Annotated in this window: 26 protein-coding genes; 6 read left to right on the plus strand and 20 right to left on the minus strand. The window is 39.6% G+C overall.

From position 1 onward, the window contains the following. Window positions 1-14 precede the first annotated feature (14 nt). The 4 genes from NG55_RS04135 to cxpE all read right to left on the minus strand — a co-directional run bounded on the left by NG55_RS04135 (window position 15) and on the right by cxpE (window position 6,444). The gene (locus NG55_RS04135) at window positions 15-2,531 is read right to left on the minus strand and encodes a CSLREA domain-containing protein (protein ID WP_065342404.1); all 2,517 of its coding nucleotides are present in this window, start codon (window positions 2,529-2,531) and stop codon (window positions 15-17) included. A 16-nt stretch (window positions 2,532-2,547) separates the two neighbouring features. Further along, on the minus strand, window positions 2,548-4,419 hold the full coding sequence (gene rbtA, locus NG55_RS04140) for a rhombotarget A (RefSeq protein WP_065342405.1): 1,872 nt from the start codon (window positions 4,417-4,419) through the stop codon (window positions 2,548-2,550). A 112-nt stretch (window positions 4,420-4,531) separates the two neighbouring features. After that, entirely contained in the window at window positions 4,532-5,230 is a 699-nt protein-coding gene (locus tag NG55_RS04145) for a DnaA regulatory inactivator Hda (protein WP_016540870.1), read from the minus strand. 20 nt (window positions 5,231-5,250) lie between these two features. Beyond that, window positions 5,251-6,444 (minus strand): chloramphenicol efflux transporter CxpE, encoded by a 1,194-nt coding sequence (cxpE, locus tag NG55_RS04150; RefSeq protein WP_016540869.1) that lies wholly within the window; start codon window positions 6,442-6,444, stop codon window positions 5,251-5,253. A gap of 134 nt (window positions 6,445-6,578) precedes the next feature. Between cxpE and purM the strand changes: the two genes are divergently transcribed. Both purM and purN read left to right on the plus strand, forming a co-directional pair. After that, on the plus strand, window positions 6,579-7,649 hold the full coding sequence (gene purM / locus NG55_RS04155) for a phosphoribosylformylglycinamidine cyclo-ligase (protein WP_016540868.1): 1,071 nt from the start codon (window positions 6,579-6,581) through the stop codon (window positions 7,647-7,649). Further along, window positions 7,646-8,275 carry a phosphoribosylglycinamide formyltransferase gene (gene purN, locus NG55_RS04160; protein ID WP_171257936.1) on the plus strand — a complete coding sequence of 210 codons (630 nt, stop codon included), beginning with the start codon at window positions 7,646-7,648 and terminating at the stop codon, window positions 8,273-8,275. Before purM ends, purN begins: the two co-directional genes overlap by 4 nt. Window positions 8,276-8,313: 38 nt before the next feature. On the opposite strand, the gene NG55_RS04165 is transcribed toward purN, so the two are convergent. Together NG55_RS04165 and sppA are read right to left on the minus strand one after the other, a co-directional pair. Then, window positions 8,314-9,105, minus strand: coding sequence for an alpha/beta fold hydrolase (locus NG55_RS04165; protein WP_016660277.1), 792 nt, complete (start codon window positions 9,103-9,105; stop codon window positions 8,314-8,316). A gap of 158 nt (window positions 9,106-9,263) precedes the next feature. Next, window positions 9,264-10,286 (minus strand): signal peptide peptidase SppA, encoded by a 1,023-nt coding sequence (gene sppA / locus NG55_RS04170; RefSeq protein WP_065342407.1) that lies wholly within the window; start codon window positions 10,284-10,286, stop codon window positions 9,264-9,266. Between the two features lie 139 nt (window positions 10,287-10,425). Here sppA and NG55_RS04175 point away from each other — a divergent pair, with 139 nt between their 5' ends. Beyond that, window positions 10,426-11,382, plus strand: a complete 957-nt coding sequence (locus tag NG55_RS04175) for a lysophospholipid acyltransferase family protein (RefSeq protein WP_065342408.1) — start codon at window positions 10,426-10,428, stop codon at window positions 11,380-11,382. Window position 11,383: 1 nt separating this feature from the next. Here NG55_RS04175 and NG55_RS04180 read toward each other — a convergent pair whose 3' ends face one another. The 4 genes from NG55_RS04180 to NG55_RS04195 all read right to left on the minus strand — a co-directional run bounded on the left by NG55_RS04180 (window position 11,384) and on the right by NG55_RS04195 (window position 17,046). After that, window positions 11,384-13,810 (minus strand): DNA internalization-related competence protein ComEC/Rec2, encoded by a 2,427-nt coding sequence (locus tag NG55_RS04180; RefSeq protein ID WP_065342409.1) that lies wholly within the window; start codon window positions 13,808-13,810, stop codon window positions 11,384-11,386. Window positions 13,811-13,900: 90 nt separating this feature from the next. Further along, on the minus strand, window positions 13,901-15,136 hold the full coding sequence (locus NG55_RS04185; protein WP_016540862.1) for a lipoprotein-releasing ABC transporter permease subunit: 1,236 nt from the start codon (window positions 15,134-15,136) through the stop codon (window positions 13,901-13,903). After that, window positions 15,129-15,818 (minus strand): lipoprotein-releasing ABC transporter ATP-binding protein LolD, encoded by a 690-nt coding sequence (gene lolD / locus NG55_RS04190; protein ID WP_016540861.1) that lies wholly within the window; start codon window positions 15,816-15,818, stop codon window positions 15,129-15,131. Before lolD ends, NG55_RS04185 begins: the two co-directional genes overlap by 8 nt. Then, window positions 15,811-17,046 carry a lipoprotein-releasing ABC transporter permease subunit gene (locus tag NG55_RS04195; RefSeq protein WP_016660275.1) on the minus strand — a complete coding sequence of 412 codons (1,236 nt, stop codon included), beginning with the start codon at window positions 17,044-17,046 and terminating at the stop codon, window positions 15,811-15,813. The genes lolD and NG55_RS04195 overlap by 8 nt, the downstream gene beginning before the upstream one ends. A 25-nt stretch (window positions 17,047-17,071) precedes the next feature. Here NG55_RS04195 and NG55_RS04200 point away from each other — a divergent pair, with 25 nt between their 5' ends. After that, window positions 17,072-17,653: a PilZ domain-containing protein gene (locus NG55_RS04200; protein ID WP_016540859.1), complete on the plus strand. Its 582-nt coding sequence runs from the start codon at window positions 17,072-17,074 to the stop codon at window positions 17,651-17,653. 14 nt (window positions 17,654-17,667) lie between these two features. On the opposite strand, the gene NG55_RS04205 is transcribed toward NG55_RS04200, so the two are convergent. Together NG55_RS04205 and NG55_RS04210 are read right to left on the minus strand one after the other, a co-directional pair. Next, complete coding sequence (locus NG55_RS04205; RefSeq protein ID WP_016540858.1) at window positions 17,668-18,561, minus strand: DMT family transporter; 894 nt, start codon at window positions 18,559-18,561, stop codon at window positions 17,668-17,670. Between the two features lie 7 nt (window positions 18,562-18,568). Beyond that, window positions 18,569-19,039 carry a YaiI/YqxD family protein gene (locus NG55_RS04210; protein WP_016540857.1) on the minus strand — a complete coding sequence of 157 codons (471 nt, stop codon included), beginning with the start codon at window positions 19,037-19,039 and terminating at the stop codon, window positions 18,569-18,571. 234 nt (window positions 19,040-19,273) lie between these two features. On the opposite strand from NG55_RS04210, the gene NG55_RS04215 reads away from it, so the two are divergent. Both NG55_RS04215 and NG55_RS04220 read left to right on the plus strand, forming a co-directional pair. Beyond that, window positions 19,274-20,212, plus strand: coding sequence for a hypothetical protein (locus NG55_RS04215; protein ID WP_065342410.1), 939 nt, complete (start codon window positions 19,274-19,276; stop codon window positions 20,210-20,212). A gap of 125 nt (window positions 20,213-20,337) precedes the next feature. Further along, entirely contained in the window at window positions 20,338-20,562 is a 225-nt protein-coding gene (locus NG55_RS04220; protein WP_065342411.1) for a hypothetical protein, read from the plus strand. A gap of 137 nt (window positions 20,563-20,699) precedes the next feature. On the opposite strand, the gene NG55_RS04225 is transcribed toward NG55_RS04220, so the two are convergent. From NG55_RS04225 to NG55_RS04260, 8 genes are all read right to left on the minus strand, one after another. Next, entirely contained in the window at window positions 20,700-21,257 is a 558-nt protein-coding gene (locus NG55_RS04225) for a lysozyme (protein ID WP_065342412.1), read from the minus strand. Window positions 21,258-21,463: 206 nt separating this feature from the next. Next, window positions 21,464-21,901 (minus strand): surface-adhesin E family protein, encoded by a 438-nt coding sequence (locus tag NG55_RS04230; protein WP_065342413.1) that lies wholly within the window; start codon window positions 21,899-21,901, stop codon window positions 21,464-21,466. A 95-nt stretch (window positions 21,902-21,996) separates the two neighbouring features. Beyond that, a complete protein-coding gene (locus NG55_RS04235; RefSeq protein ID WP_065342414.1) occupies window positions 21,997-22,275 on the minus strand; it encodes a phage holin family protein in 279 nt (92 codons plus the stop codon). 76 nt (window positions 22,276-22,351) lie between these two features. Beyond that, the gene (locus NG55_RS04240) at window positions 22,352-22,582 is read right to left on the minus strand and encodes a hypothetical protein (RefSeq protein WP_032865784.1); all 231 of its coding nucleotides are present in this window, start codon (window positions 22,580-22,582) and stop codon (window positions 22,352-22,354) included. After that, window positions 22,575-24,596: a hypothetical protein gene (locus tag NG55_RS04245; RefSeq protein WP_065342415.1), complete on the minus strand. Its 2,022-nt coding sequence runs from the start codon at window positions 24,594-24,596 to the stop codon at window positions 22,575-22,577. Before NG55_RS04245 ends, NG55_RS04240 begins: the two co-directional genes overlap by 8 nt. A 13-nt stretch (window positions 24,597-24,609) precedes the next feature. Continuing rightward, window positions 24,610-25,005: a hypothetical protein gene (locus NG55_RS04250; protein ID WP_065342416.1), complete on the minus strand. Its 396-nt coding sequence runs from the start codon at window positions 25,003-25,005 to the stop codon at window positions 24,610-24,612. Continuing rightward, a complete protein-coding gene (locus NG55_RS04255) occupies window positions 25,002-25,304 on the minus strand; it encodes a hypothetical protein (protein WP_065342417.1) in 303 nt (100 codons plus the stop codon). The genes NG55_RS04250 and NG55_RS04255 overlap by 4 nt, the downstream gene beginning before the upstream one ends. Further along, on the minus strand, window positions 25,301-26,590 hold the full coding sequence (locus NG55_RS04260) for a hypothetical protein (RefSeq protein WP_065342418.1): 1,290 nt from the start codon (window positions 26,588-26,590) through the stop codon (window positions 25,301-25,303). The genes NG55_RS04255 and NG55_RS04260 overlap by 4 nt, the downstream gene beginning before the upstream one ends. Window positions 26,591-26,604 lie beyond the last annotated feature (14 nt).

Raw genomic sequence — 26,604 nt, forward strand, 5'->3', positions numbered from 1 at the left:
TTTATTGGTTTAACTTATTTCCTAAAGCGACGATAAGCCAATAATCCAAATAATCCAAATACAGAGTAGAAACTAAAGCTACCACCGCCTCCGCCTCCATTTGCCGTACGAGTATCATCTGTCGTTGTTGCCGTATTAATCGTTCTCACTATCGCTTCATTTGATTTCATGCCATCTGCATCATAAACCTGATATTTAAAATCAAAGTTAAATGGGTTAAATGCGTTAACTTCCTGTACATAAATATTCCCACCATAACAAGTTTCTTTTTGATCTGGTTCAGGACAAGGCCCTTGGCGGTCTGCTGTAATAGTAAGATCTTTAGTCGGAATTTCGCTCAATCGAATTGGTAGTTCTATACCATCTTTATTCTTCCAGAACTTAGGTTTATTTGGAATCTGTTCTGGCCCTGGTCCACCTTTGCCCGTATCACCATCATCGTTTGCGAAATTCAGTAAATTCAAACTTAACTTTTGCTTTGCCTGATATTTAAAAGTTAAAGAAGTATCCGTTGCGACAGGTGCAATATTCGTAAAAGACGCTTTAAGCAACCCTGAAGAGCTAACTGCAGGGCCAGGTGTTGATGATTTAGAAGTAATGGTATATTTACAGAAAACCTTATCTACATCTGCAGTAGTTTCATCATCTAGTCGATAAAAAATAATTTGCTGCAGATCATTATTCCAAGTACACACTAAATTCTTTTTATCATCTTCATCAATCTGAACGATATCACCATCAATCAAGCCCTTACCCAAAGGCTCAGCTTTAACATCAAATAAATTAGGATCAAAAAATTGTAGTTTATACTTACCGCCCTCTTCTATATCTTGCGGTAAAGGCAATTGATAATTTTTGAGGTCAATATAAATGGCACGATAATGCAAATTGTCTTTTGTAGACTTTAATAGTCTTTGGTAATCAGCTAGTCTGTATTTATAATACGTCAAGAAATCTGGGTCATTGGGATTTTTCACCAAATTATCAAAAAAGTCAGATTGATCTTGGTAAGCCTGTACGGAATTACTAATTGAAATATTTCTTAAATCTTGTAAATCACCAGCTTTGAATTGCATTAATTCAACTGAACCAATATCACAACGATTACGAGAAGTTGGATCAAAATGTAATGTGCCATCTGTAATACGAGCCAAGCCACGTTGGTCAACATCACTACAGCCAATACCGTCAATATCCAATAAACCTACTTTCTTGGTAGTCTTATCATCAACTTTAACCTCTGTTACATTCGGCTTTGGATAATACATCGGCATAAAAGCCGTGTAAGCAGAAGGCGTTTGCATTGGACTTAACAGTGTTGTAATACTAATATTACTTACATTCAAATTGGTCTTATTATCTTTTAACGACTCCTTTGGTACATCACATACATTATTAACAGGTATGGTTGAATCAGTCTCTTTGAGTACCACCGCATTATAGCTAAGGCCAAAATTAACTTTTTCCTGATCAGCCACATTGCCAAACAAATATCGACAAGCATAACTATTACTATCACCATTATAGGCGATCACATTAAAGAGCAAATTTTTAAGACCCAACTTATCGTAGAGCAGCGTAGTGAACGCCGTATTTTCGACAATAGTATTGCTTTTTAATTCTAATTTGCTTTTATCACTTAAAATGCTTGGACGATTATTGGGATCAGTGCCAACTTTGGTATCTCCAGTAAATTTGATTAAATTACCAGTAGAGCTATTTACAATATTTTTTGCAATTGTATTGGTACTGATATTTGCAGCAACCTCACCACAGAACTCAAACATACTACTTGAATTTTGCGACCCATTTCCGACAAAACTATTCGCGGTCAAAACTGAGTTATTTTGAATATATCGAGCGTCTGTCATACAGCCCATAGACAATACACTGCCTTTTTCAGCTTTATTGCCCTGTATCAAACTCTTGGTCATCGTCAGTGTCGAAGAAGGGCCTGCCATAAATATTGCCCCTCCTTCCTTGATGGCTTGTGAATCTAAAATTTGGCTGCTTTGCAGTACAACATCCGCACCCGCATAGATGGCACCACCAAAATCCGTAGCTCGACCTCCAGTTAAGATTAGATTGGTTAAACTTAAGTTTTTGGCCCCTCGTGTCGTATTAAAAATACGTGAGTTTTCCGCTTTAATCGTAGTTTTCAACTCAATTTGCGCTGGGTATTGATTTACAGCATCATTGACAAGAACATTCTTTCCTTCCCAATCAACTGGACTTGCACCAAAAATTGATACGTTAACATTTGGATCAAGTTCTTTTTTTAGCGTATAGACGCCTTTTTCAAGCTGAATAAGCTTCTGCCTAGTAGATGAGATATCTGTTACCGCACATCCACCGTAAGCAACGCGTGTTTCAGCTGTTTTTAATGCTTCACGTAATGAACAGGCATTGGCGTTTTCTCCATCCTCATCTGCAAAAGTTGTGACTTTGATCGGTGCATTATTTGTTGCAGCCAACAATGGCATGGTTGCCAACATCATCGTCGCTAAAATTGTTTTCTTATAATGTTTCATCTCATCACATCCCTGATTATGATTTAAAACGACGTAATCCTATTAAGCCGAATAAAGCAAGAATAGCACCAAACCCAAAACTCCCCACATTTACGGTTTTACTTTTAAATGTATCTGGTGGGTCTTGCACAATATTTGTAGGAATCTCAATATAATAGTTCGTTACATTATTAAAGCGTGTAATCGTCGTCATGATACGCAGTTTAAATATATCGGCTCCATGCCAATCACTATAAGGAACATAGGTCACGTTACCATCTTGATCAATGGTGGTCTTACCCTTAGATGGTGTTTGATTTTGTACGATGTCCAAGCAACCATATTGCCAAGCTTGCCCATCCGAGCGTTTTCCTAAAAGCTGCTCACAAGTATTTGGATCTAACAACTCTCCATCTAATAAATTGCTAGAAATATTAAATTTGGCAATCTCCTTGAATCGAATATCCATTCCTTCAACTGAGACATTGTTACGATTCACAACTAATTCTATGGAACCAAGGTCACAGAGCTCATCAAAACCTGTACGATCTTGATCACGTTGATCTTTCGCCTCACAATTCCCCAGACTAAAACTGGTCCCATCACTATAAAGTCGCCCTTTGTTGACAATCAGGGAATCCGTGAGTTGTTTATATGATGTTAATAAACGCGGCTTAAAGAAACCTAACATTTGGTCTTTGGGAATCGTATATGGGCAAAGTAAACCTTTTGCTGGTGGCGCTGCGCAAACACCTTCATCGTTTGTGCCCCCAGCAATTACTGCTTGCTCAGGATCATTTGCATTCCACATAAAGTTTGGCAAGCGGTCACCAGGATTTCGGTTACAGTCCATTGTCGTCAAATTACTTTGTACAATGGTCGTATCGGTCGAAATACTGCCACAGTTGCTATTGCCATTGGCAATCAGAATACTGTTGGACACATAAGCACTTGGGAATTCCTCAACTTTGGTTTCACCATTTTCTTTAGTTGTTACTTTCCGATTTAAAGATTGTAAATACAAACCAGCAGCATTTTTGATGATGGTATTATTATTGAGAATCATGCCTTCACGGATATTTGCAACATAGCCACCTTTGTTATGAAAAATGGTACTGCTTCGAATTCCATAGACTCCATCAGCTAATGCACCGCCGACGGTGTCATTATTAAAGCCATTCAAAACATACAGTGAAGCGCCATCTGGGCCCGCCACACCCTCATTATCGCGCAGTACAGATCTAGTAATTAAATAACTTGGCATTTCACTAAAAATAATTGCGCCTTGATCAGCTTTATTGTTCTGAAAAAGACTATAACTGGCCTTAATATATCCAACTGTTTTTTTATCTCCAGATGGAATACCAACGTTATAAATCGCCCCACCTCGATTTGCTGACCCACCTGTTAGTCTTGAGTAATCAATTGATAAACTTTCACGATTAAGAATCAAGCCACCATTATTTACTTTATGAGAGGCGCCTTGTAAATTTAATTCAATTAACTTAACTTCAAGTAAAGTGCTTTCCACATTATTATCGTCAATTACAAAAAGACGATCCGAACCCACCATTTTGAGTGTCGCATTATTTAAACCTTTTTTATTGTCATTAAAGCCATCACTACTTGCGGTGCGAATTGACATTGATGCCTTAATTTCCAATGCTTTATTCAGTTGATAGGTCTGATCTCGCTGTAAAATAATAATACTGCTAGCATCTTTATTACCGCATCCACGATAACCATTTTCGAATTCTTTTTGACTTCTGTTATTTATAAACCCTACAGCATTTCGTAACGAACAACCGGTATAATTCTCATCATCAAGCAGCGTTGTCACTTGAATATCCGCAGAATATGCATGTCCTGTAATCGCAAATAAAGCGCAGGCAAGCGTCCGTTTGAGCATACCGATCTCCTTCTTTTTTCATTTTTCTTCGTCTTACAAACTAGGAGTTTGCAAGCACATTCCTTTGTGCGTACTTTGTCATAGCTCTCGAAATTACTCAAGAAATTTTATGCTATTGGCGATATTCATCAATCAATGCGTAAATTTGCTTAAGCGTTGTATTTGAAAGCTTGGTTTTTTCGCCTTTCAACATTTTTTCAAGTTGAGCTAATGTTTGCAATAAAATGGATGCCTGATGCGGCCCATTCATTAATAAATAATCAACAATCTGTTGATCAAAATGAATCCCTCGTCGGGTCATGACCGACTGTAGTAGCGCTTGTCGATCAATATAGGAACTACCATTTGGCACTTTGACACTAACGGCTTGGGTAAGTCTTGATTGTAAATCTGGTAGTTCCAGCTTTAATTCAATAGGTGCAACACGAGAGGAAAAAACCAACTGCCCTTCATGATTATTGATTAAATGAAAAACGGCTTTTTGCCAGTGCGGAACACCACTAATTGCATCAATATCATCTAACGCGACTAGATCATAAAACTCCAAGGAGGTAATCGCTTCAATCGGAGCATCTAATAATTCTAATAATGAGACTTTAATTGCTGGCCGACCTAATTCCAAATAAGAGTCACAGATTGCAGACAGTAAATGGCTCTTACCAGTGCCCGCCCCACCATAAACATAGAATCGACTTACTAAGCCTGCATGTAATTGTCTTACCGCATCAACCACAGGTCCCCAACCCGGCCCCGAAAAATCACTGATTCGGGCATCGAGTTGAGGTTCTATATCCAGTTGGAGTTGACGCATATGTTTAATGTGTTCCTCAATTACTTTAAGTCATTCGAGTTTGAAGTCTCTGTATCTTGAGAGTTTTTAATATGAATATCAAGTTCTACATGACCTGTTTCAACATTTATATGCTGAGTTTCGCCTTCGACCAACACAACTTCTGTTGGTAAACCATACAGTCGACTTTTTTCATAATTATCACGTGCATGTTTTAACAGTACCACAATGACTGCTGCGACAGGTAAAGCAATCAGCATCCCCAAAAATCCACCGAGTTGCGCCCCAGCGAGTACAGCAAAAACCACCGCAACTGGCGATAAACCAATTTTATCGCCCAATAAGAATGGTTGAAGAATATAGCCTTCGACCATTTGCCCAATCATAAATACAACACCAACCAGAAGGATCTGCGTCCAGTCCAATCCAAATTGAAACAATGTTGCAATCACCGCCGCAATAATGCCGACACCAAAACCCAAATAAGGAATAATACTGGCCAAACCAGCAATCATTCCAATAATCAAGCCAACTTCAAGACCAATCAGTTGTAAGCCCACAGCATAAACGATACCCAATAAAAGCATAACGAGGAATTGGCCTTTTACAAAAGCACCTAATACACTATGGCATTCACGAACGATGGTTAAAGTTGAAGCTTCATAAGGACGCGGAATTAAACGTCTAAAGCTTTGCAGCATTCGCTCCCAATCGAGTAAAAAGTAGAAAGAGATAATTGGAATCAGGATCACGACCCCGCCAATTTGGATAAAATTCAAACCAGATTGAGCAACTCTTAATGCCATGGTTTGAATGCTATCTGCACTGTAATTGGTCTGAATATAATCCATTAAAGCTTTAGTGATCTGCTCCGTGTCAATTTCCATTGGCACGACATTAAAAGTATGCGACACCCATGGTAAGAAGGTTGCATTAATCCAGTGAATTCCTGCAGGAATACTATCCCGTGCATACATTAACTGTTTCCAAATCAAAGGCACTAAGAACCACAAAACCATGGTTAAAGTTACGCCAATCCCGATAAATACGATACTGATCGCTAACCAGCGCGGCAATTTAATTTTTACAAGAACATCAACCAGCGGGCTAAATAAATAGGCAATGAAAAAAGCACCTACAAAAGGAATCACAATGGGCTTCAGTAGATAAAGCACCCAAAGCAATAATGCGAGCCCAGCGAGGATAAAGATACGACGTAGTACCTGATCTTGCATAAAATCTAGCCTTTTTTCGTGTAATCGTTATAAATGGAAAAAAAATTTAATTAAAGATAGCATTTTCGAGCATAAATAACATAAGAGTTTCGTATATTCAGGTTATAATCTGCCGCCACTGCGGAGACTTCACTATGAGCAACTCAACTTCTACCCCAAATACTGGTTTAAGCTATAAAGATGCTGGCGTCGACATTGAAGCGGGAGACGCATTGGTCGATCGTATCAAATCTGTCGCTAAACGTACCACTCGTCCTGAAGTAATGGGCGGTCTTGGCGGCTTCGGTGCTTTATGCAAAATTCCAAAAGGTTATGAAGAGCCTGTATTGGTATCAGGAACAGATGGTGTAGGGACTAAATTACGTTTAGCACTCAACCTCAACCGTCATGACACGATTGGTCAAGATCTCGTTGCAATGTGTGTAAACGACTTACTTGTTTGTGGTGCTGAGCCATTATTCTTCCTCGACTACTATGCAACAGGTCATTTAAATGTTGATGTTGCTGCTGATGTCGTAACAGGAATTGGTAAAGGTTGTGAACTTGCTGGTTGTGCATTGGTCGGTGGTGAAACTGCTGAAATGCCGGGCATGTATGAAGGTGAAGATTACGATCTTGCTGGTTTTGCGGTGGGTGTTGTAGAACACAGCAAAATTATTGATGGCACTAAAGTGAAGTCTGGTGACGTACTTCTTGGTGTCGCATCAAGTGGCGCACACTCTAATGGTTACTCATTACTACGTAAAATTTTAGATGTTAAGAATGTAGACTTAACTCAAATCGTTGATGGTCGCCCACTTGCCGATGTGGCAATGGAACCAACACGTATCTACGTAAAACCAGTACTCGAACTTTGCAAACAAGTTGATGTGCATGCAATGGCACACATTACTGGTGGTGGCTTACCGGGTAACTTACCGCGTGTTCTTCCAAATGGCGCACAAGCTGTCATTGACGAGTCAAGCTGGGAATGGTCTGAATTATTCCAGTTGTTACAACGTGAAGGTAACGTAGAACGCTTTGAAATGTATCGTACCTTTAACTGTGGCGTAGGTATGGTGATTGCAGTCGATGCAAGCGAAGCTGACAAAGCTATTGCTGTATTAAATGCGCAAGGCGAAAAAGCGTGGAAAATTGGTTATATCCAAGAAAATGCTGAATCAGTTGAAGGCGCAGACGAAAAAATTCGCGTGATCTTTGCATAATGAGAATTGCTGTCCTTGTCTCAGGCAACGGTAGCAACTTACAGGCCCTGATAGATGCAAATCTGTCAGGGCAAATCATTGGTGTCCTCTCAAATAAAGTTGATGCATATGCATTGCAGCGTGCTGAGAACGCCAATATTGCGACCGCTGTTATTTCACATAAAGATTATCCAAATCGCGAAAGCTTCGATGCAGCCATGCATCAACAATTATTAGCATGGCAAGTTGATCTGGTAATCCTTGCTGGTTTTATGCGGATTTTAACCCCGAACTTTGTCAGTCAATGGCAAGGTAAAATGTTAAATATCCACCCTTCTCTGCTGCCTTTTTATAAAGGTGTGAATACACATCAACGTGTATTAAATACTGGAGATCGCTTGCATGGCTGTACAGTTCATTTTGTCACGGCGGAGCTCGATGCAGGACAAAGTATTGCACAATCAGCAATTCAAGTCGGTTTACACGATACCGTAGAAAGCCTAGCACAACGTGTGCATGAACTTGAGCATTTCATCTATCCTCAAGTTGCAGAATGGCTATGTAATGGCCAACTGACTTGGCGGAATGGTCAAGCTTATTTCAACCAGAAGCCCTTAGAACGACCGATTCAATTTGCTCAGTTTTAAAAATAAAAAACACATCTTCGGATGTGTTTTTTATTAGCTCAAACCACCAAGCTTTTGATTTTCTCAACCGTTTCCACTGGATGTTCCAAGGGGAACATATGTCCACCATCCACGACAGAAAAAGGAATACCTAATTTCTTTTTCGCCACTTGAGGGAACTTTTCTTTTAAGAAAACACTGTCTTGTCCCACAACCAAATGTACAGGTACAGAAGGTTTCGGCATTGGTAACCACCACATGGATGGCGTAGTTCTAAACATGGCCACTTCATCATCCTTAGGAATGGTGAGTGTTACACCGCCATTTTGATGATCATCCGTCAAAGCATGAGCAATATAGGCTTGGAAGCAATCTGGATCAAAGTGCTGATAAAAACCTCTCGAACCTAACAACTCCGCAGCTTGCTCCCGCGAATCCCAATGATCACGACGACGTACCGACAAACCTGCTGGGGTGATTTTATCCACTAATTTAGGTTTAAAGATTTTGGCAAGATGAAAAATAAAAGACGACTTACCAATAATTAAAGGTGGATCAAGCATAATGACTTGTGAAAATAGCTCTGGGCGGCGATAAGCCGCCATCAGTGTCAAGACCGAGCCTAATGAGTGCCCTACACCAATCACTGTACGCCCTTGTGCTTGCTGTACAATGCTATCAATAATTTGGTCAACCAAATGCGTCCAGCCATGGGTAATTGGATAACGTTTGTCATTTCCAATCTCAGCAACATAGATAATGTCGTATTGATCTTTTAACTGATCAAACAGCTTTTGATAAACTTTAGATGGAACGCCATTGGCATGGGCAAAATGAATCAAAGGTTTCATAAGCTTGTCTTTTATTTTCACTGATTGGTCAATTATCCTGCTCTACAGATGTATTGCAAATTAAAAGGATAACTGTCCAGTTATTTTTCGAATAAAAAAGGCTGTGATATACACAGCCCCATTAAAATCAACGTAGTGCTTTGATCAAAGCATAGATATTATTGTATTTTCGCGTTCTGCTGAGTCTCAAGTTGAGCCGCAAGCGAACTACTGATCCCCTCACCAATTTTAGCACCCATACGCCCTAAGATTGACTCTAATGGGTTACGCTGAACCGTGTAGTCCACTTTTTGCTCGACTTTTAGATCACGCATCAATGTGGTCAAACTACCGCTACGGTCAGCAACACCTAAAGCAATCGCCTGCTCACCGGTCCAGAACAAACCAGAGAATACTGCAGGATCATTGCTTTTCAAGCGCTTGCCACGTCCTTCTTTCACTGCATTAATAAAGTGAGTATGTACATTATCCAATACTGATTGCACGTGTTGCTTTTGTGCAGGATCAAGTGGCTTGGTCATACTCAAAATATCTTTATTACTGCCTGAAGTCAGGGTACGGTCTTCAATGCCTAGCTTCTGTGCTAGTCCACTTAAACCATAATTTGGCATAATCACACCAATCGAACCGACTAAGCTCGATGGATTAACAATGATTTCATCTGCTGCAGAAGCAATATAGTACGCACCCGATGCTCCCATATCTCCAATGACAGCATAGACTTTTTTATCGGGGTACTGTTTTTTCAGGTAACGGATTTCTTGCCAGATTTCATCTGACTGTACTGGTGAACCACCTGGTGAGTTGATATTCAATGCAACGGCTTTACTGCCGCTGGCATCGAATGCACGTTTCAGCGCTTTATTGGTATCTTCACTATTCACTGTAGACTGACCTGCAGATGAATCAATGGTTCCCACGATATCGACCACAGCTAAGTGATTGCTGCTGATACTGGTGGTCGCTTTATCTGATGACGAGGTACAACTTTTGGTCATTGCCAACAGTACGATCAGCAAATACGCAAAGCCTAGACATTTAAAAAAGATGCCCCAACGACGACTACGACGTTGCTCTTCCACAGAAGCAAGAACAGCTTTTTCTAAAATTTGCCATTCTTTGCCTGTCACATTATTACTATTTGTAGATTCATTTTGTGGTTTTGGTGGCCAATCGGACATAAGATTCCAATCCAATATATTTTAAAAAGTGAGTTTATTATATACGCGGATTTACGTAAAACTGTTTAAATAACTTGTTTTAACTTATAATTATTTTTTGCTTTATACTTCCCTTTGTAATTTTTCTAATTTTGAATACATGACTCAGCCCAAATCAAACAGTTCAAGTTATCGTCTTATCAGACTTGTTAGTCGTCAGCCACTCCGATTAGGGCGGTTCTTTGCACGCTTGGTTGCGGCCTTAGTCAATACATTTTCGCTTTCTAAGCTTTCAAAAATTATCAGCTTGAATATACAAATTGCTTTTCCTGAAATGGAACAACAACAAAGACAAAAACTCACTAAGCAGGCAATACAAAACGAACTGACCTCTTATTTCGAGTTTTTAAGCATTTGGGGCTCAACAAATGAAAAAAATATTCAAAGAATCCACGACATTCATGGCGAACATTATTTCCATGAAGCTGTAGCAGAAAAGAAAGGCTTAGTTTTAGTCATCCCTCATTTTGGTACATGGGAAGTCATGAACTCATGGTTATCAAAATACACTCAAATGACAATCCTCTATAAACCAGTTAAAAATCCAGATGCTGACCAGTTTGTCCGTGATGCACGTAGTCGCGAACAAGCCCATTTAGTTCCTACAGATGAAAGTGGGGTTCGACAGATTTTTAAAGCATTAAAACAAGGCGGTACTACCGTTATTCTTCCAGACCACACCCCTGATCATGGTGGAGATATGGTTGATTATTTTGGTATTCCGCTTGCCTCCAGTAGTCTCAGTGCCAAACTGATTCAAAAAACCAAAGCGCGAGCTTTGTTATTTTATGCCATGAGAAATGATCAAGATGGTTTTGATATGTATGTCGAGCCAATCAATCCTCAGATTTATGAGGGTAAAGCAGAAGATGGCACCTTAATTATCCATCAAACCTTAGAACAACTGATTCGACGTTACCCCGAGCATTATCACTGGAGCTACAAGCGTTTTCGTGCTAATCCCGCGTTAAAGAAAATCTATGATATTGATGAAAATGAAGCGCTGGCAAAAGTGGCTGAAGTACGTCTCCAAACTCAACAACAAGAGAATACTTAGGCTATTCTCGTTGTAACCATTTTCGTTGCTGTCTTTGTTGCTTCAATTCAGTAACACCATTATTAAATACAAAACTGAGACTGCCTGTCTGAGCAGTATTCAATAATGGGATTCTCAAAGCATGCAGACGGCTTTGTAGCTCCTGACTTGGGTGACCATAACGATTTTCAAAACCTGCCGAAACGATTGCTAATTTAGGATTTAATGCGGCTAAAAAATCATAGGCAGAGCTATGTTTACTGCCATGATGCCCTAAAACTAGAATATCTACTTTTAAATCAGGATATTGCTGCAATAGTTTATATTCAGTTTCCCAACCTGCATCTCCCATAATCAGAAAATTTTGATACGGTTGAGCATTTAAGAATTGCAGATAGACCACACAAGACTGTTCATTTTGCTGATGTGTTGCAACAGCTAAGCCCTCCGGATCGGGTGATAGAATCTCTATTTTTAGATTTGAATATGACCAAGTTTGACCTTGTTGGCACAATGAGAAATTATTTTTAAATGGCATTTTTTCATTATGCTGATTGGACTGTACTTGAGTGATTGCAAAAGCATTTTGGATTGCTGCAAATGCGCCACTATGATCTTGATCCAGATGAGACAAAATCACATGATCCAATGCCCGTATCCCTTGCTGCCTTAAAAAAGGAATGATGACGCGCTCCCCCAAGCTAAACTTAGTTTCATCATATGACCCACCCGTATCAATCATTAAGCTCAGTTCTGGATGCTGTAAAAATACGGCCTGTCCTTGCCCCACATCAAGAATAGTCAATACAGTTGACTGGACTTTAATCCCGAGAAAAATTGGTAAAAAACATACCAACGACCATAGCTTAGGGACGATACCTCTCGGCAGAAATAGAATCACGATAGCAACAATAAAACTCAGCAGCATCCAAGGTGTATAACTGACGCCATATAACTCAGGTGAAATTTTCTGTAGACCATTGAGTAGCCATAACAAAATAGCCAGTAATCCATCACTCAGTTGAAAGAGCAGTTGTCCTAGTGCAGGAATCAATAACCAAATACATGCTGCGATAATCCCTAAAGGCACCACTACGCCACTAAGCAATGGAATGGCAATCAGATTACTGACTGGTGCAAGCCATGAAATTTGCTGAAAGAAAATAAGCACCAAAGGCAGTAATGCAATAAATATTTTCCATTGTGACTCAATCAGAAGTTTTGCAGCTAGAAGTAGTTTTTGAGTCGTTGTGATGACTTGTTCTTGAGGTGTATCTCTAATGGTTTGATAGATGCGTATCAGAATAAAGCACGCTCCATAGGACAACCAGAATGCAGTAGACAAAATACTGAATGGATCAAAAATCAGTAATAAGCTTGCGCTATAAACCAATAGTGCGAATGGCTGAATCGACTGCCGAAACCATATAAATATACTGGCAATAATCACAGTTAATAAAGTTCTCAGCGCAGGAATTTCAAAACCGACAAAGGCCACATATAACAGTACACTGAATCCAAAAGGCAACAGTACTAAAACCTGTCGTGGTTGCCATAAATATAATTTTGGTACATAACGCTGTACCATGCACGTCAACACCCATGTCAGCATCAGTGCAAAAACCAAGACATGTGGACCCGATATTGCCAATAAATGGGAAATTCCCAATTGTTGGAATTGTTGCTTTAAACGATTTGATAACAAGCTTTCATCACCTGTCAGCAAAGCCAATAACAAACCGTTGTGCTCTAGCCTACTCGCTTGCAGCATTTTACGGAATGACAACCGCAGCATCTCAACATTGAGCAAAAAATTTTCTTGTAGTGTTTGCTGCTGCTTAAGATGCGGTTGATAACCGAGACGATAGATTTCATCACGGCTTAATGGCTGAATCTGTGTCACCGAAAATGCCGACATAACATTTTGCTGTAAAAACCATTTTTCCTGATCAAAAGCACCTGCAACAGCATAACTATGTGCAGGTTTGATATTGCCATAGATCCGATAATAATGGCCTAGTGCCAAAGTCTGGTCCAGAATCGCGGGTTGTTTTGCTGTATTCAGATAAAGTAACCAATCGACGGGGTGAGCATGTCGATTCAATACTTCTGCAATTTGTTTCTGCCCCTCTGCCGAAAGCTGATCTATTTTCTTGATATAAACAATGGCTTCAAAGGCTTGTACTTCCAGCTCTTTTAGTTTTAATCGTTTTTCTAAAGCTGAATCTGCATAATTAAAGCCCATACAGAATACGGCCCAACTCGTACTAATCAAAAGTAAAAACGTATAGGCAGCGGATTGGGAGTACACAGTTCGGTAGTATAAACGCATACCAAAGATTACGATTGCGAGCGTTAGCCAAATCCATCCAGTCTGTGCAGCAAAGCTAACATCGTGCCCCATCAGGGCAATACCAGCAATCCAGCTGATTAACACAATTTTCAACATTTTCTAAAATTAAGTTTTAATTATTCTAAAGATAAAATTAAAGCCCTTTTTCAGGGCTTTAACAAGAGATTAAATTAAAATATTTATCACTTACTCATAGCGTAATGCTTCAGCAGGTTGAACTTTTGCAGCCCTCAATGCTGGATAGATTGTTGCAAGCAAGCTCAACAATAATGAGACACTCACTACCAGCAATACATCTTGCCAACGTAAATATGACGGCAGGTAATGGACAAAATAAGCATCTAATAAATTTAAGCCAAACGTGTTATTGATCCAAGAGACAATGTCACCAATACTTAAAGAGAGAATAATGCCTAAAACAGTCCCTAAACCCGTTCCAATCACCCCAATAATCGTACCCTGTACCATAAAAATTTGAGTAATCAATAACGGTGATGCCCCTAAGGTACGTAATATTGCGATATCTGATTTTTTATCGGTGACCAGCATCATCAGGGATGAAATAATATTAAAAGTTGCCACGATAATAATGAGTAGAAGTAACAACCCCACCATATTTTTTGCCATTTGAATGGCACTGAATAAATTGCCTTGGGTATAAGTCCAATTAGAAGCATAAAAATTACTTGGTAATTGTTTGATAATGCTTTCAGAAATTTCAGGTGCAGCAAAAATATCATCAAGCTTTAAGCGAATGCCTTGCGCACCATCTGGTAAGCGTAATAAGGTAGCTGCATCATTCAAGGCAATATAAGCAACCATCGAATCAACTTGAGTCCCTATTTTAAATATACCAACCACTTCAAAACGTTTAAAGCGAGGCACAACACCTGCTGATGAATTGCTCGCTTCTGGCAAGACTAGCGTTACAGGATCATTCAATTTCAGTCCTAAGCTGTCGGCTAGATCTTGACCTAAAACAATTCCATATTTCCCTTTTTGTAATGACTCTAAATGCCCTTCTTTCATGTAATTATGAACAATAGACACTTTCTTTTCATATTCCGGCTCGATCCCAGAAATCATAATCCCTGTTACTTGACCATGTGCCGTTAACATCCCTTGCAACTGGGTATAAGGTGCAACAGCAAGCACATGGGGTTGTTTAGCAATATCTGTCGCCAAACCTTCCCAATTGGTCATAATTTGACTGGATGCTATGGTCGCTTGTGGCACAATGCCTAAAATACGGTTTTTCAATTCCCGATCAAAACCATTGATCACGGATAACACCGTAATCAGTACCGCCACACCTAAAGTCAAACCAATCATGGTCATCAAGGAAATGAATGACACCAAACGGCTTTTTTTTCTGGCTTGTGTATATTTTAGCCCAATAAAAAATGAAATGGGTTTAAACATGCTCACCCACCCAGATACCATCCTGCATATGCAAAATTGAATCAGCTGACTGCGCCAATTGCTCATCATGTGTCACGATTAACATCGCCATGTTGAGTTCTTTTTTCAAATCAGTAAGCAATTCAAAAATACTGAGCGCTGTTTTACGGTCCAAATTTCCAGTCGGTTCGTCTGCCAACACCACCGCTGGTTTGGTGACCAAAGCACGCGCCAAAGCTACACGTTGGCGCTCACCACCCGATAATTCACCTGGTTTATGATCCATACGGTGAGATAGCCCAACGCGATCCAACAAATATTCGGCTTGCTTCTTCACATCCTTAAAGTTGCTTTCTCTACGCAACATTAACGGCATCGCCACATTTTCCAAGGCAGAAAATTCAGGGAGTAAATGATGGAATTGATAAACGAAACCAAGGTATTGATTACGTTTGTAGCCACGCTCTGCTTCACCTAAATTATCAAAGCGTTGACCTTGTAAAAACACCTGTCCTTGTGAAGGTTGCTCCAAGCCACCTAACACATGCAATAAGGTACTCTTACCTGAACCACTTGAACCCACAATTGAAACGAACTCGCCCGCGTTGACTTGAAGGGATAAGCCTTTGATCACTTCAACTTTACTTTTGCCATCATCGAAATGCTTAAAGATATTTTTTGATTCTAGAACGATCTTACTCATAACGTAATGCCTCAGCTGGTTGCGTTTTCGCTGCACGAATAGCGGGGTAAATTGTTGCTAAAAAACTGATAGACAAAGATGCGGTCACAACAATGAGGACATCTTGCCAACGTAAATAAGAGGGTAAATAGCCAATAACATAACCACTGAATAAATTCAGTCCAAAAGTATGATTTAACCAGCCGACCAAATCACTTATTGTTAATGCAAAACCACTCCCTAAAATAACGCCGATCACTGTACCCACGACACCAATAATTGTGCCTTGTACAATAAAAACAGAGGTGATAAATGCGGGTGAAGCCCCCAAAGTACGTAGAATCGCAATATCAGCCTTTTTATCGGTGACCACCATGACCAATGACGATACGATATTAAATGCGGCCACTACAATAATCAGAAACAGGAGCAAACCGACCAGATTTTTTTCCATTTTCACTGCACTGAATAAACTCCCATGCGTTTCCTTCCAGCTTGTGGCATAAAAATTATCAGGTAATTGCTTAACAATCTGATTAACCACATCGGGAGCAGCAAAAATATCGTCCACTTTAAGACGTACACCCTGTGCACCATCTGGTAAACGCAATAAGGTAGAAGCATCATTCAAGGCGATATAACCGACCATTGAATCCACTTCTGCACCCACACTAAAAATACCAACGATTTTAAAACGTTTAAAACGTGGCACGACACCTGCAGGTGATGGTGTGGCTTCGGGCAGCACTAAGGTAACACTATCATTCAAGCCAAGGCCCAGTGCATCGGTCATGTCCTTGCCTAAGACAATCCCAAACTCACCTTTCTTCAATGCATTTAAATCACCTGAGACCATGTGGTTCTGGATAATCGAAACCTTCTTTTCATATTCAGGCTCAATCCCCGTCACCATAATGCCAGCCACTTGACCCTGCCCACTTAGCATGCCTTGTAGTTGAGTAAAAGGTGCAGCCCCAGTTACATGTGGGTGATTCTCAACTCTTTTTACAAGCTCAGGCCAATCTGTTAGAATTTGAGTAGAAGAAACAGTGGCTTGTGGAACCATTCCAAGGACACGATTTTTTAATTCGCGATCGAAACCATTCATGACAGATAATACTGTAATGAGCACAGCGACACCAAGCGTCAAGCCGATCATGGAAACCAAAGCGACAAAAGAAATAAAATGATTACTCCGCTGAGCACGAGTGTATCTCAACCCTATATACAGCGAAATTGGCTTAAACATACCATCTAGTCCGAGGTGATTTATTATGGAAAATTCACAACATCATCTTGTTGACGACAACACTGAACGTCGAGTGATGTCTCGTATTGATGCCGTGTTGAGAATCAACTATCAAATCATTCCAGATGATGTTGCGCTGAATGACCCATATGATTCCCATTTCGTATTACCGCGCTATTTTCTACTACTTGCAGAATTAGATCAATTTGATCATGCGTTTCGCTACGAATTAGAACAATTAAATGAAAAAGATCAACAAATTGCTCGCATCTTATCCCTTTTTAACCAAAAATTGAATCTGATTACAGGCTCTTTTTACGACAATATCGTGCAATCATTACTGCCCGTACCCGAGCAAGTCAATTTTTCTGAGAATGGTTTAAGTTTCTTTAGTTCTCAAGATATTAACGAAGGTACTTATATCCATATCACCCTCAGTCATCCTGAAAACTTTTTCCATATTGCAGCAACAGCGCAAGTGGCGCACAGTACTGCGGAAGAACAAGGTAAATTCCGAATTGGCGCCTATTTCATTACTCTTAACCCACAGGATCGCGCTAAATTGGCTGCCAGTATTCGACAAACGCAACCCGCAGAAGCCAGTTAAAAACTAAGGATCAGTTATATTTTTAAACGGCGATATGCGCGTAGGTCTCTAAAGAAATAAAGGACTAACCCGATTAAAATAATGCTCGCCCCAATAAAAACCTGAGCAGATAATTGTTCATGGTTCAAGTATGCTCCGATCAAAATCGCCAGCATCGGTGTCATCACCGTGGTCAGAGACAAGGTGGTGGCTTTCAAGTTCTGCACTAATTTGAAGTAACAAAACATCGCAATCAGCGAAGCCATAACGACAGTATATATCAGCGCCAATAACGATTTAACAGAAGGAAAATGCGTAGGTGCATATTGCCAAATCCAAGGCAACAATAACATCGCCAATAGTGTTGAAACTAGAATTGAACCCGTTGCCTGCGCCATAACAGGTAAGTCTGCGTTAATCTTTTTCACTAAAAAAATGGATAATGAATATGAAAAAACACTCACCAGCATTAAAATAATACCAATTGGCTGTACATGTTGCTGACTGCCACTTAAGCAAATCATCGCAAGTCCAACAATCGATGTTGCCATACCCAACCACTGTAATCCTGCCAGTTTCTGTTGAAAGCCAAAACGCCCAATCAATCCCGCCATAATTGGCGCTAAGCCAAACATTAAAGCGATTAGACCAGAACTCAAATAAGCAGTCGCAGCATAGGTAAAAATTTGTGAGCCAATCAGACTTAAAGAACCGGCAGCATAACTCAATAACGCAACTTTATGGGTCGGAAATTTCACCTTTAACAGCCATAACACACTAACCGACAATGGTAAGGCAATAAAAAAACGTATCACCAATGCCCACATCGGATGGATATCAGAAACACTCCATACAATCGCCAAAGGTGTAGTTGCCCAAATGAAGACCAACAGACCATAAGTCAGCATTAAATTGATACGTGATGGCATGGCAAACTCAAGAAGCTGTTTTACGTTTTTGTTTTAAAATGGTCTGATCCAGTGAACTAGAAAACTCTCGCTTATCTCGTTCTGAAATTGGTGGCGGGCCACCCGTTTGAACCCCTGCGCCGCGTAAGGTATCCATAAAATCACGCAAATGCAGACGTGCTTTCACATTGGCAGTCGTATAAATTTCACCACGTGGATGAATGGCAATACCACCTTTCTCAATCACTTGTGCTGCAAGCGGAATATCCTGCGTAATGACAATGTCATTCTCTTGCATGCGATCTACGATTTCCTGATCAGCCTGGTCCGCCCCACTCATCACTTGAATGGATTTAATCCTTAGTGATGGGGTAATACCAACATTCTGATTGGCAACAAAAGTAACTTCGAGTTGATAACGATCAGATGCTCTCAGAATCACTTCACGCAAAATTTTAGGCAAAGCATCAGCATCTACCCACAATTTAAATGGCAGCACGTTGGCAAAAGCTCTTGAGAATAAAAAACAGAGTGTAACAGATTACGGTAAAAGTAGAGTGACGATCATGCATGTGATTAGGCTGATTGTTGCTATGTCTCGTGCTTGAACAGCATATTGATATTTCACGCTAAAAAATAAATTAATTTGTACTGAATTACAGATTCAGACTTGAAATATGACAGTTACCCTCGATTTAATAGAGTAAGTTCAATCTTTTTAGCATTACGCTTTATGAAAAATCAAAACAGTCCAGAAACCATTAAAATTCAAGATCAAAATTTCGGTAATCATGTCGAGCATTGGAACTTATTGACCGATACGCCCGAAACAGATGTTCCCAAATGGTTAGGATTGGCACTTGATGCACCCGTAATGCCAATGGGACTATGCCAAGATGAACATGAGATGGATCAATCATTTTGGTTGATTCAAGGCCCAAGTGGTCAAGCCGTTTCGATCAACCAGATTATTGCCGTTGAAGACCAAAAACCACGTGCATTAAAAACAGCATTTCCAAGTTTTGAAAGTCCTTATAAATATGATGCGCAAATCGAACGAATTATTAGCTGTAATTCTTCGACTCAGGCGGTATTACGTTTAAACTTAAATAAAAATACCATTATTTATGCCTTTGATAATTTATTCAGCGTAAATAGCTGTCAATATGACAAGAATCAAACCTATCAAGTTCAATTTAATGCTTGGGCATATGAATTGGAAACGGTATCTGACGATGAGAAAATCATTGTTGACGACCCTGCTTCAATTAAACATCACCGTGCATTAAATGCAATTTTGGCAGAACATAATGGAATTGCACCAGAAAACTTACAAGAACTGATTAATGACTGGCAACCAAAAACACCAGAAGATCAAGAACCTGTCACTGTCGACTTTTCTAAAATGGTGGCTTACTTATTCGGTGAAACGCTTGGTCAAGAAGATGAAGCATGGTTCCAAGGTAATATCGTCGGTAAAACATCAATGCAGTTTATGCAGGATGAATATACCCTTTATGATGTCACGCTGGTATTAGAAGATGATTTACCAGCAATCTTAATTCGTATTGCCACCAAAAATGAATTGTATAAAAACTTTAACATTGGCCAATATATTCGTGGCAACCTATGGATTCAGGCCAATATTTATGCTAAAACCACTAGTGTTTAGTTGTTTTTAAATTAAATATCAATGCTTTAAATACAATAAAAGCATACTGAAATCCAAATATGTACACACTTATGTACACAGTAGATAAAAGCCCTCATGGGCTTCTACTTTTTGGAGAATCTGAAATGCGCTACTTCTACATAAAGAAAGGCAAGCAATACTTGCACATCCAGCAATCACTTTTTGAAGATTACCAGGACTATTCAGATATAAACGGCATGATCACTCAGCAGTATGTCTTTTTAGATACAAAGGATGAGGCTATCAAGTTTTTGGAAATTAGAGAGGCCAATAGATTCATGGTGACAAGAGGAAGAAAGTTAAAAGGCGTGGAGATTGCGAGGGAGTGATGCTTGCTAATGCTGAACACACTGCAAGCAAACACTGACTGATACATTTGTTCTTATTGAGTGAGCTGTGCATCCTGAGAACAGAAGACACAGCACTGTGACAAGCGAAGCAAGTTTTGATCGTTGGCACATATAAGTTACTTCTTTAGAAAGAGTGCTCGTTCAGCGTCTCTGCGACGAACCAAGCCTTTCATCACCTTTCCGCCACCTTTGTTCCATCGTGGGAATTGATCAGCTGCACCTTGATAGTCCTTACCATTCAGCTTTTTCAAAAGTGTTGATTTGCTAAATGCAGTTTGGCCAATGTTATAGACAAGACTTACAAGCGCATCAAATTGATTTTGATTAATGGCAACATTAACAGAGCTATTCACAGCACGTTCAAAGCGCTTTAGATCGAAAGCGAAATATGCTTTAGCTTGATCAAGTGAACACACATCACCTTTTTTGACGTTAATTCCATTCGGGTAAACTGTGGTGCCGTAGCCAATAGTCCAAACGCCTACGCCATCATCATAAGCATTAAGACGCGTATCTTCAAAGCTTGTGATTAGATCAATACCGACTCGGCTGGTTGTCATTTCCTTATCTGGAGATAATCCATCTACAACTTTATTAAGTTCATCAACTTGGGCTTGTGTAAGCTTGCCGCCAGCAATGACACGTGCAGCATCAAAAAAAAGTTTTCTATCCATTTTACTTTCCTTTAGGTAATAAAAAACCGCCTGATGGCGGTTTGGTTTGTTAGGTAATTATCTTCTATGTTGTCTAAGTTCAGGATATTCAAGATAAACACATGCTTTAAATGCAGTATTTTGATAACACCTTTACTCTTCTGAGCAAGTATACGTCTGTAATCCTTGATGCTGCTGAGCTGTTTGAAATAAAAATATCTACATAATTAATTCTTCACTGCTTTCATGTAGCTTCTAGTTCCTGTATTTATTTGATAGGTTGAACAGACAGCCTCTAACATTGCTTCTGAAGCACTTTCTGGAACCAAATCAGAGAGCTTTGGCGAACTAATTGTGGAAGACAGGTCGTCAAACACTTCTCCATTTCTTCTCGTTATAATTTGTTTTGCACCCGAGAGTTTATTTTCACAATCAAAATAAGTTAGTGATAACATCTCATCATTAACTTTTGTTTTGGATTTTGGTTTCTTAACTATAACCTTCTCCCAAGCTTTAATAATTGTTTCACCATTATAATTTACTGGTTTGATACTTTCTGTATCAAAGTAAAATTCAGAAGATGGATTATCTCCAACTCGTTCCCAATTTGCAGCACTAACGCCTGTTCCAAATAAAGATAAAATTATAAAAAGAAATTTATTCATTATTCTCTCCCATTAAACAAGGAGAGAATATCAGAAAGTTAACAAATGTATAGATCGCATGCTGTTCTGCCTATCTATTAATATCGATCAATCCATCACCCACCCCACTTATTAACATTTTTCTTCAAGTATTCTTCAATAAATGTACTGCCCAAGATTCCAAGCGCACATGCAATAGCAACCAAGGCAATAGGGCTTAATGTTGGAAACTGAATTAAAACTACACCAGCAATAGAAGAAGTAGCTGAACCCAAAATAGTTCGACCAACAATCAAACGTACTGATAATGGGTCGCTAGAAACTAAGAGCCTACTCATTCCGATTAGCCCTCCTACGATGAATAAGGTGAGTAATGTCTTCTCATGGTCTTGCATTCACTTTTCTCCAGATAATAAAAAATCGCCTTAAAGCGATATTCTTGTATTGTCCAATCCATCATTGGACTTTTAGTTAAACTTCGATTTGATATACAACGCCCGTGGGCGCACTTCTCTTTATTTCATTTCCGCTGATATATACCTTTGCTCCTACGTTAAAAACTGTTGCACTAGTACAAAGCACAAGTCCCGTACCATCTGCGACTAAGACTTTGTAATTTGGATGATCTGCACTTTGAATGGTCCCGATAAACTCAGGAGTTTTTGGCAACATATCAAAGAACCGGTTAAAGATATTACTCACAATTCACCCTCTCAATTGATGCAGTTTGATTCACAAGCTTATGAGTGAATGAACCGCTTACACCGTCAACAATACCCCACCAATCGCCATTAAACACAACAAGCTCACCAGGCAAACACAAGCCTATTTCTTGAGTGATCGGCATCAATAAGCTGTGATTTTCAACTAGACCAGCTTTGGCCAATACTTCACGGCCTTTGCTGTGCATGACTGTAGTTGATGTCAGTAATGGACTATTGATCGACTCTTGAAGTACATCACCTGCGGTACCTGTTCGGATGACCCGCCCAGTGTCTCCGTTACGATCATTTGTGAGATATACGCCGTTATAATCAGGATAAGGCTCATAATCTGTTGATTGATCAGTGACAACACTTTGAGGGATTACCCGATCATATTCATCAATCGCTATTGGATCCCACCAAGTCTTTTTATAGCGAGGCTTGATTGTCAGCGTATTACTTGCGGGCTCACTGTAAATAAAACCACCCGCTGCCTCTACAATCAATTTAATCGCTGCTATTGGTGTCAGATTTGAATAGCTCAGGCTCTCAGGCGGCAAGATCCAACCTAAGGCATCTATTAATTCCCAACTCAAAACAATATCGCTATTCACCCGATCAAGCTCAGCTTGCACCAATTGCACAGAAGAACGTTCATTTTCTTGAGTGAAAGATCTTGTCGGTGAATACGGCGCATCAAGTAGCGCCGTTGGACTACGGCCAGAAAGCTTATAAGTTTCTTTGCCGAACTGTCTTGAACGAGTAATGTTCTCAAGCAGCATCCTGTGCTCATTGCCATTGATCATGATTTTCAAGATCACCGGCTTACCATCTATCGGCTCGGTTTTTGACTTTTCATAAAATGGGATTGTGAGATTGTAGGACCACGACCAACTCTTTCGGTCGGTACTGTAATCACCATTATAAATCTGAATAACTTGCCCATTGTCTAACCGAGTTACTTTAATTTCATTCACGATATACCACCAATCGACTGGTGCAATGTTTGGCAAGCATTCATCTGCACCAAAATTTAAAATGACATCATGAGAATCAACGTCATGACACAAACAAACAAAGTTTAGATCAGAAGTTCCAACGTATTCAGGCTTGGGCTGTGGCTCAATTGGATCTACTTTTGATTTGCGGTAATAGACTGACTTTGCAACATCCCATGGGATTGAATCAGTTGTGACCAGTTCCAAGCCTTTGTCATGCTTGAACCAGAAACGCTTTTCTAAAACTTCTGCGACTTCATGACTAAACGTAAATTTCTTACGCTTTCTTATCATTTCATCCCAACTGGTTTGACGATTGATTAACAGCTTTTCAGACTCTTCAAACACCAATGTTCTAGAAATGAATCGTTTATCGTTTTCCTGCCAAACAATTCTTGAAGTACTAGATAACCCCGTAGTTTCTTCAAAGACCGATCTAACTGACTGCTCTAAGAATGCAGCCTTATCAAACCCTATCGTCACGGCGTTTGATATGTTCAAACCACGCTCAATAATAAAGGCGCTGTTATGCGCCTTGAATCTTGGTTTTCCGAACCTTATTTGATTTTCAATCAATGTTTGCAATGCATCTTGATAAATGGCCACGCAACCAAAGCTTAAGCCCCGTGTGAAATTTATATCAAACTTGGCGTTAATCAATGCGATAAAATCAGTATTTACTGTTGCTTCTACTCCACAATACTGATCAATTACAACTGCCCTAATCTCAGCATTAAATGCTGTATTTAAAACAGAAGATACTTGTGCTGAATAGCCATTTAATACATTGATTTCAGCTTCAAAATTGGTACTGACAACCGCTTCAACAGAATTGTACGTGTATTGCGTTGCAAGAATTTCAGCTATAAATGACGTTGAAACAACTGCATTCACCGCAGCATTGATTTGCTCATCAGTACCGAAATTTAAAATCAGATTGTGCGGATCTATTGATCCAAACTCATCTTTAAACTCAAGACTTACATTATGCGGGTCAGGTGGAATGTAAGACACATGAACACCTCTTTTAAGTCACTGGTTTAAGTACAAATGAATTAACCATCAATGTGCTGCTAAGCGCTAAATTCGGCTGCGCCAATGTAATTTCGGTACCAACAGCAAAGTCAGCAACTGCATCGCCGTTTCCGTTATAGATTCTCGCCCATACCGCCGTACCGGCTTTTGTGACAAGTGCGGCATCGGTTTGAAAAAGCTCTATCCCATCAGTATTGAGTTGTTTGAAACATGGCTTTGGGAAAGTTAATTTAACAAGCTTTGCAGTTGGATCTGCAGCCACATTCACTGATGCGGGTTTAGCATTGTCATAAAAAATAAAAGTAGCATTGCTGCTACCTGTATCTAAAAACGTGGCCAGTGCTTGAAGTTGGGCCAGTCCTGCGGCTAAAGAAGGAATCACACTCATTTTGGCACTACTCCATCTTGGATCACGGCGTTATATTGCTTCTTGCTATCAAATGCCACCAAGAAACACGTAACAGAATTGTTTAAAGCATTGATTTTGTAATCGCCGTTTGCATCAGGCTTTACAACAGTAATCACGTTTAAATTTGCTTTGTTGTACAAAACAACCAGTGCATCTTGATATTTTGCACCCAGATTTTTAACTGAGCCCTTGATTGACGCAACAGTGTTCTTTGTGCCATACCCAACATCTTGAAGAAAGTTATTTGACTTAAATGTTTTGCGAGAAACAGGTTTCAACTTAATTCTCCCAAATAAAAATACAACCCGCCAATATACGGAGATGCCGTAAGAGCCATTTGATCAGTTGCCAGATACATTGATTTTTCGCTGAGAATGAAAGCTGGCTTTTCTAATCCAGTTATATTTTTTCCAGCATAACAAACATGTTTTAAAGTACCTCTTAAATAACCATCATTATCATTGATTGGAATTTCTAAAGCACTGACTTGATTTGCGGGGTAATTGTTTGTATATCCTGACCGAAAATCAGGCATGATGCCATTTGTTAAAACATGATTATTAAAACGCTGATTGATACTATATTTCGGGGTAAAAAATGTTGCATGAGTCGAACTACTGAACAAAGGTAAACATGATGGCAATGTTGATTGACCTATTCTATTCATATTCAATGTTGTGCTACTTGCCGCTATTCCACTTCCGTAAGACATTAAAAACCAATTCGGAATTACATCATTTGTTAAACTGGTTTCAAATAAACCACATCCCAACAAAGTTGGTCGATAGAAATTATTTGAACTATTCGCTGTTGTTTTCCCAATCTCTATACTTAAATAAAAAGCATCTCTATTTCCCACAATTGAGAATAGTCGATTGCCGGTTATCTGAGTACTTGCTTCAGAGTCGCCACCAGCCCAATGCCATCTTGCCCAACCTTTTACAACATTGGCACCGGTACCTGTAATTTTCCAGTTTTTTGCCAAGTCTGTTGTATCTAAGGGTAATTGAAGTTTGCTGTTGTCGTTGTAATCATCAATATGGGTCATGTTCTCGATTAATCCGACCATTGCTGATTTAGCATATGCCGAGTTATAGCTATTTACGCCGTCCGAAATAGTTTCATCAACTCGAATAAAGGGATGCTCTGCTCTTGGGTTTTTAGCTCGATAAACTCGTTTTACATCACCAGAATCTCTAAAAATGAGGTCATACCCAAATGATGGTAATTTTGCAGATCCACTTGCCGTAATGGTTTTCCCTGCATGCTCAGCCTTGAGAATCAATTGTGTTGTTGAAGGCACACCTTTGATTCGGTATTTCGCATTGATCTCGGATGGTGAAAATCCAGAAAGCTCAACGATTTGAAACAAAGATGAATTATGAGCTGCAAAAAAAGTTAGATTAATATCACCCTGCGCATCAACACTTGCAGCTGTCACACTCGGCAAAGCCAATCCATTGACGAGACAAATATCAAGCATGCGGCACATATCACCCCAGTTGTTTGATAAAACAAGGCCATTCAAGTGGGTAAAGAATTGAACATCTACATCAGAAGCCATAATTTTTACTCAAT

Source organism: Acinetobacter gyllenbergii (assembly GCF_001682515.1).
Taxonomy (GTDB): domain Bacteria; phylum Pseudomonadota; class Gammaproteobacteria; order Pseudomonadales; family Moraxellaceae; genus Acinetobacter; species Acinetobacter gyllenbergii.

What these genes read in the sequence shown, in the direction of transcription:
- lolD (WP_016540861.1), bottom strand. Translation starts at nt 15,818, where the DNA reads ATGAGTAAGATCGTTCTAGAATCAAAAAATATCTTTAAGCATTTCGAT.
- purM (WP_016540868.1), top strand. Translation starts at nt 6,579, where the DNA reads ATGAGCAACTCAACTTCTACCCCAAATACTGGTTTAAGCTATAAAGAT.
- NG55_RS04145 (WP_016540870.1), bottom strand. Translation starts at nt 5,230, where the DNA reads ATGCGTCAACTCCAACTGGATATAGAACCTCAACTCGATGCCCGAATC.
- NG55_RS04250 (WP_065342416.1), bottom strand. Translation starts at nt 25,005, where the DNA reads ATGAGTGTGATTCCTTCTTTAGCCGCAGGACTGGCCCAACTTCAAGCA.
- NG55_RS04165 (WP_016660277.1), bottom strand. Translation starts at nt 9,105, where the DNA reads ATGAAACCTTTGATTCATTTTGCCCATGCCAATGGCGTTCCATCTAAA.
- NG55_RS04200 (WP_016540859.1), top strand. Translation starts at nt 17,072, where the DNA reads ATGGAAAATTCACAACATCATCTTGTTGACGACAACACTGAACGTCGA.
- rbtA (WP_065342405.1), bottom strand. Translation starts at nt 4,419, where the DNA reads ATGCTCAAACGGACGCTTGCCTGCGCTTTATTTGCGATTACAGGACAT.
- sppA (WP_065342407.1), bottom strand. Translation starts at nt 10,286, where the DNA reads ATGTCCGATTGGCCACCAAAACCACAAAATGAATCTACAAATAGTAAT.
- cxpE (WP_016540869.1), bottom strand. Translation starts at nt 6,444, where the DNA reads ATGCAAGATCAGGTACTACGTCGTATCTTTATCCTCGCTGGGCTCGCA.
- NG55_RS04225 (WP_065342412.1), bottom strand. Translation starts at nt 21,257, where the DNA reads ATGGATAGAAAACTTTTTTTTGATGCTGCACGTGTCATTGCTGGCGGC.
- NG55_RS04230 (WP_065342413.1), bottom strand. Translation starts at nt 21,901, where the DNA reads ATGAATAAATTTCTTTTTATAATTTTATCTTTATTTGGAACAGGCGTT.
- NG55_RS04135 (WP_065342404.1), bottom strand. Translation starts at nt 2,531, where the DNA reads ATGAAACATTATAAGAAAACAATTTTAGCGACGATGATGTTGGCAACC.
- NG55_RS04175 (WP_065342408.1), top strand. Translation starts at nt 10,426, where the DNA reads ATGACTCAGCCCAAATCAAACAGTTCAAGTTATCGTCTTATCAGACTT.
- NG55_RS04260 (WP_065342418.1), bottom strand. Translation starts at nt 26,590, where the DNA reads ATGGCTTCTGATGTAGATGTTCAATTCTTTACCCACTTGAATGGCCTT.
- NG55_RS04235 (WP_065342414.1), bottom strand. Translation starts at nt 22,275, where the DNA reads ATGCAAGACCATGAGAAGACATTACTCACCTTATTCATCGTAGGAGGG.
- NG55_RS04205 (WP_016540858.1), bottom strand. Translation starts at nt 18,561, where the DNA reads ATGCCATCACGTATCAATTTAATGCTGACTTATGGTCTGTTGGTCTTC.
- NG55_RS04215 (WP_065342410.1), top strand. Translation starts at nt 19,274, where the DNA reads ATGAAAAATCAAAACAGTCCAGAAACCATTAAAATTCAAGATCAAAAT.
- NG55_RS04185 (WP_016540862.1), bottom strand. Translation starts at nt 15,136, where the DNA reads ATGTTTAAACCCATTTCATTTTTTATTGGGCTAAAATATACACAAGCC.
- NG55_RS04220 (WP_065342411.1), top strand. Translation starts at nt 20,338, where the DNA reads ATGCGCTACTTCTACATAAAGAAAGGCAAGCAATACTTGCACATCCAG.
- NG55_RS04195 (WP_016660275.1), bottom strand. Translation starts at nt 17,046, where the DNA reads ATGTTTAAGCCAATTTCGCTGTATATAGGGTTGAGATACACTCGTGCT.
- NG55_RS04180 (WP_065342409.1), bottom strand. Translation starts at nt 13,810, where the DNA reads ATGTTGAAAATTGTGTTAATCAGCTGGATTGCTGGTATTGCCCTGATG.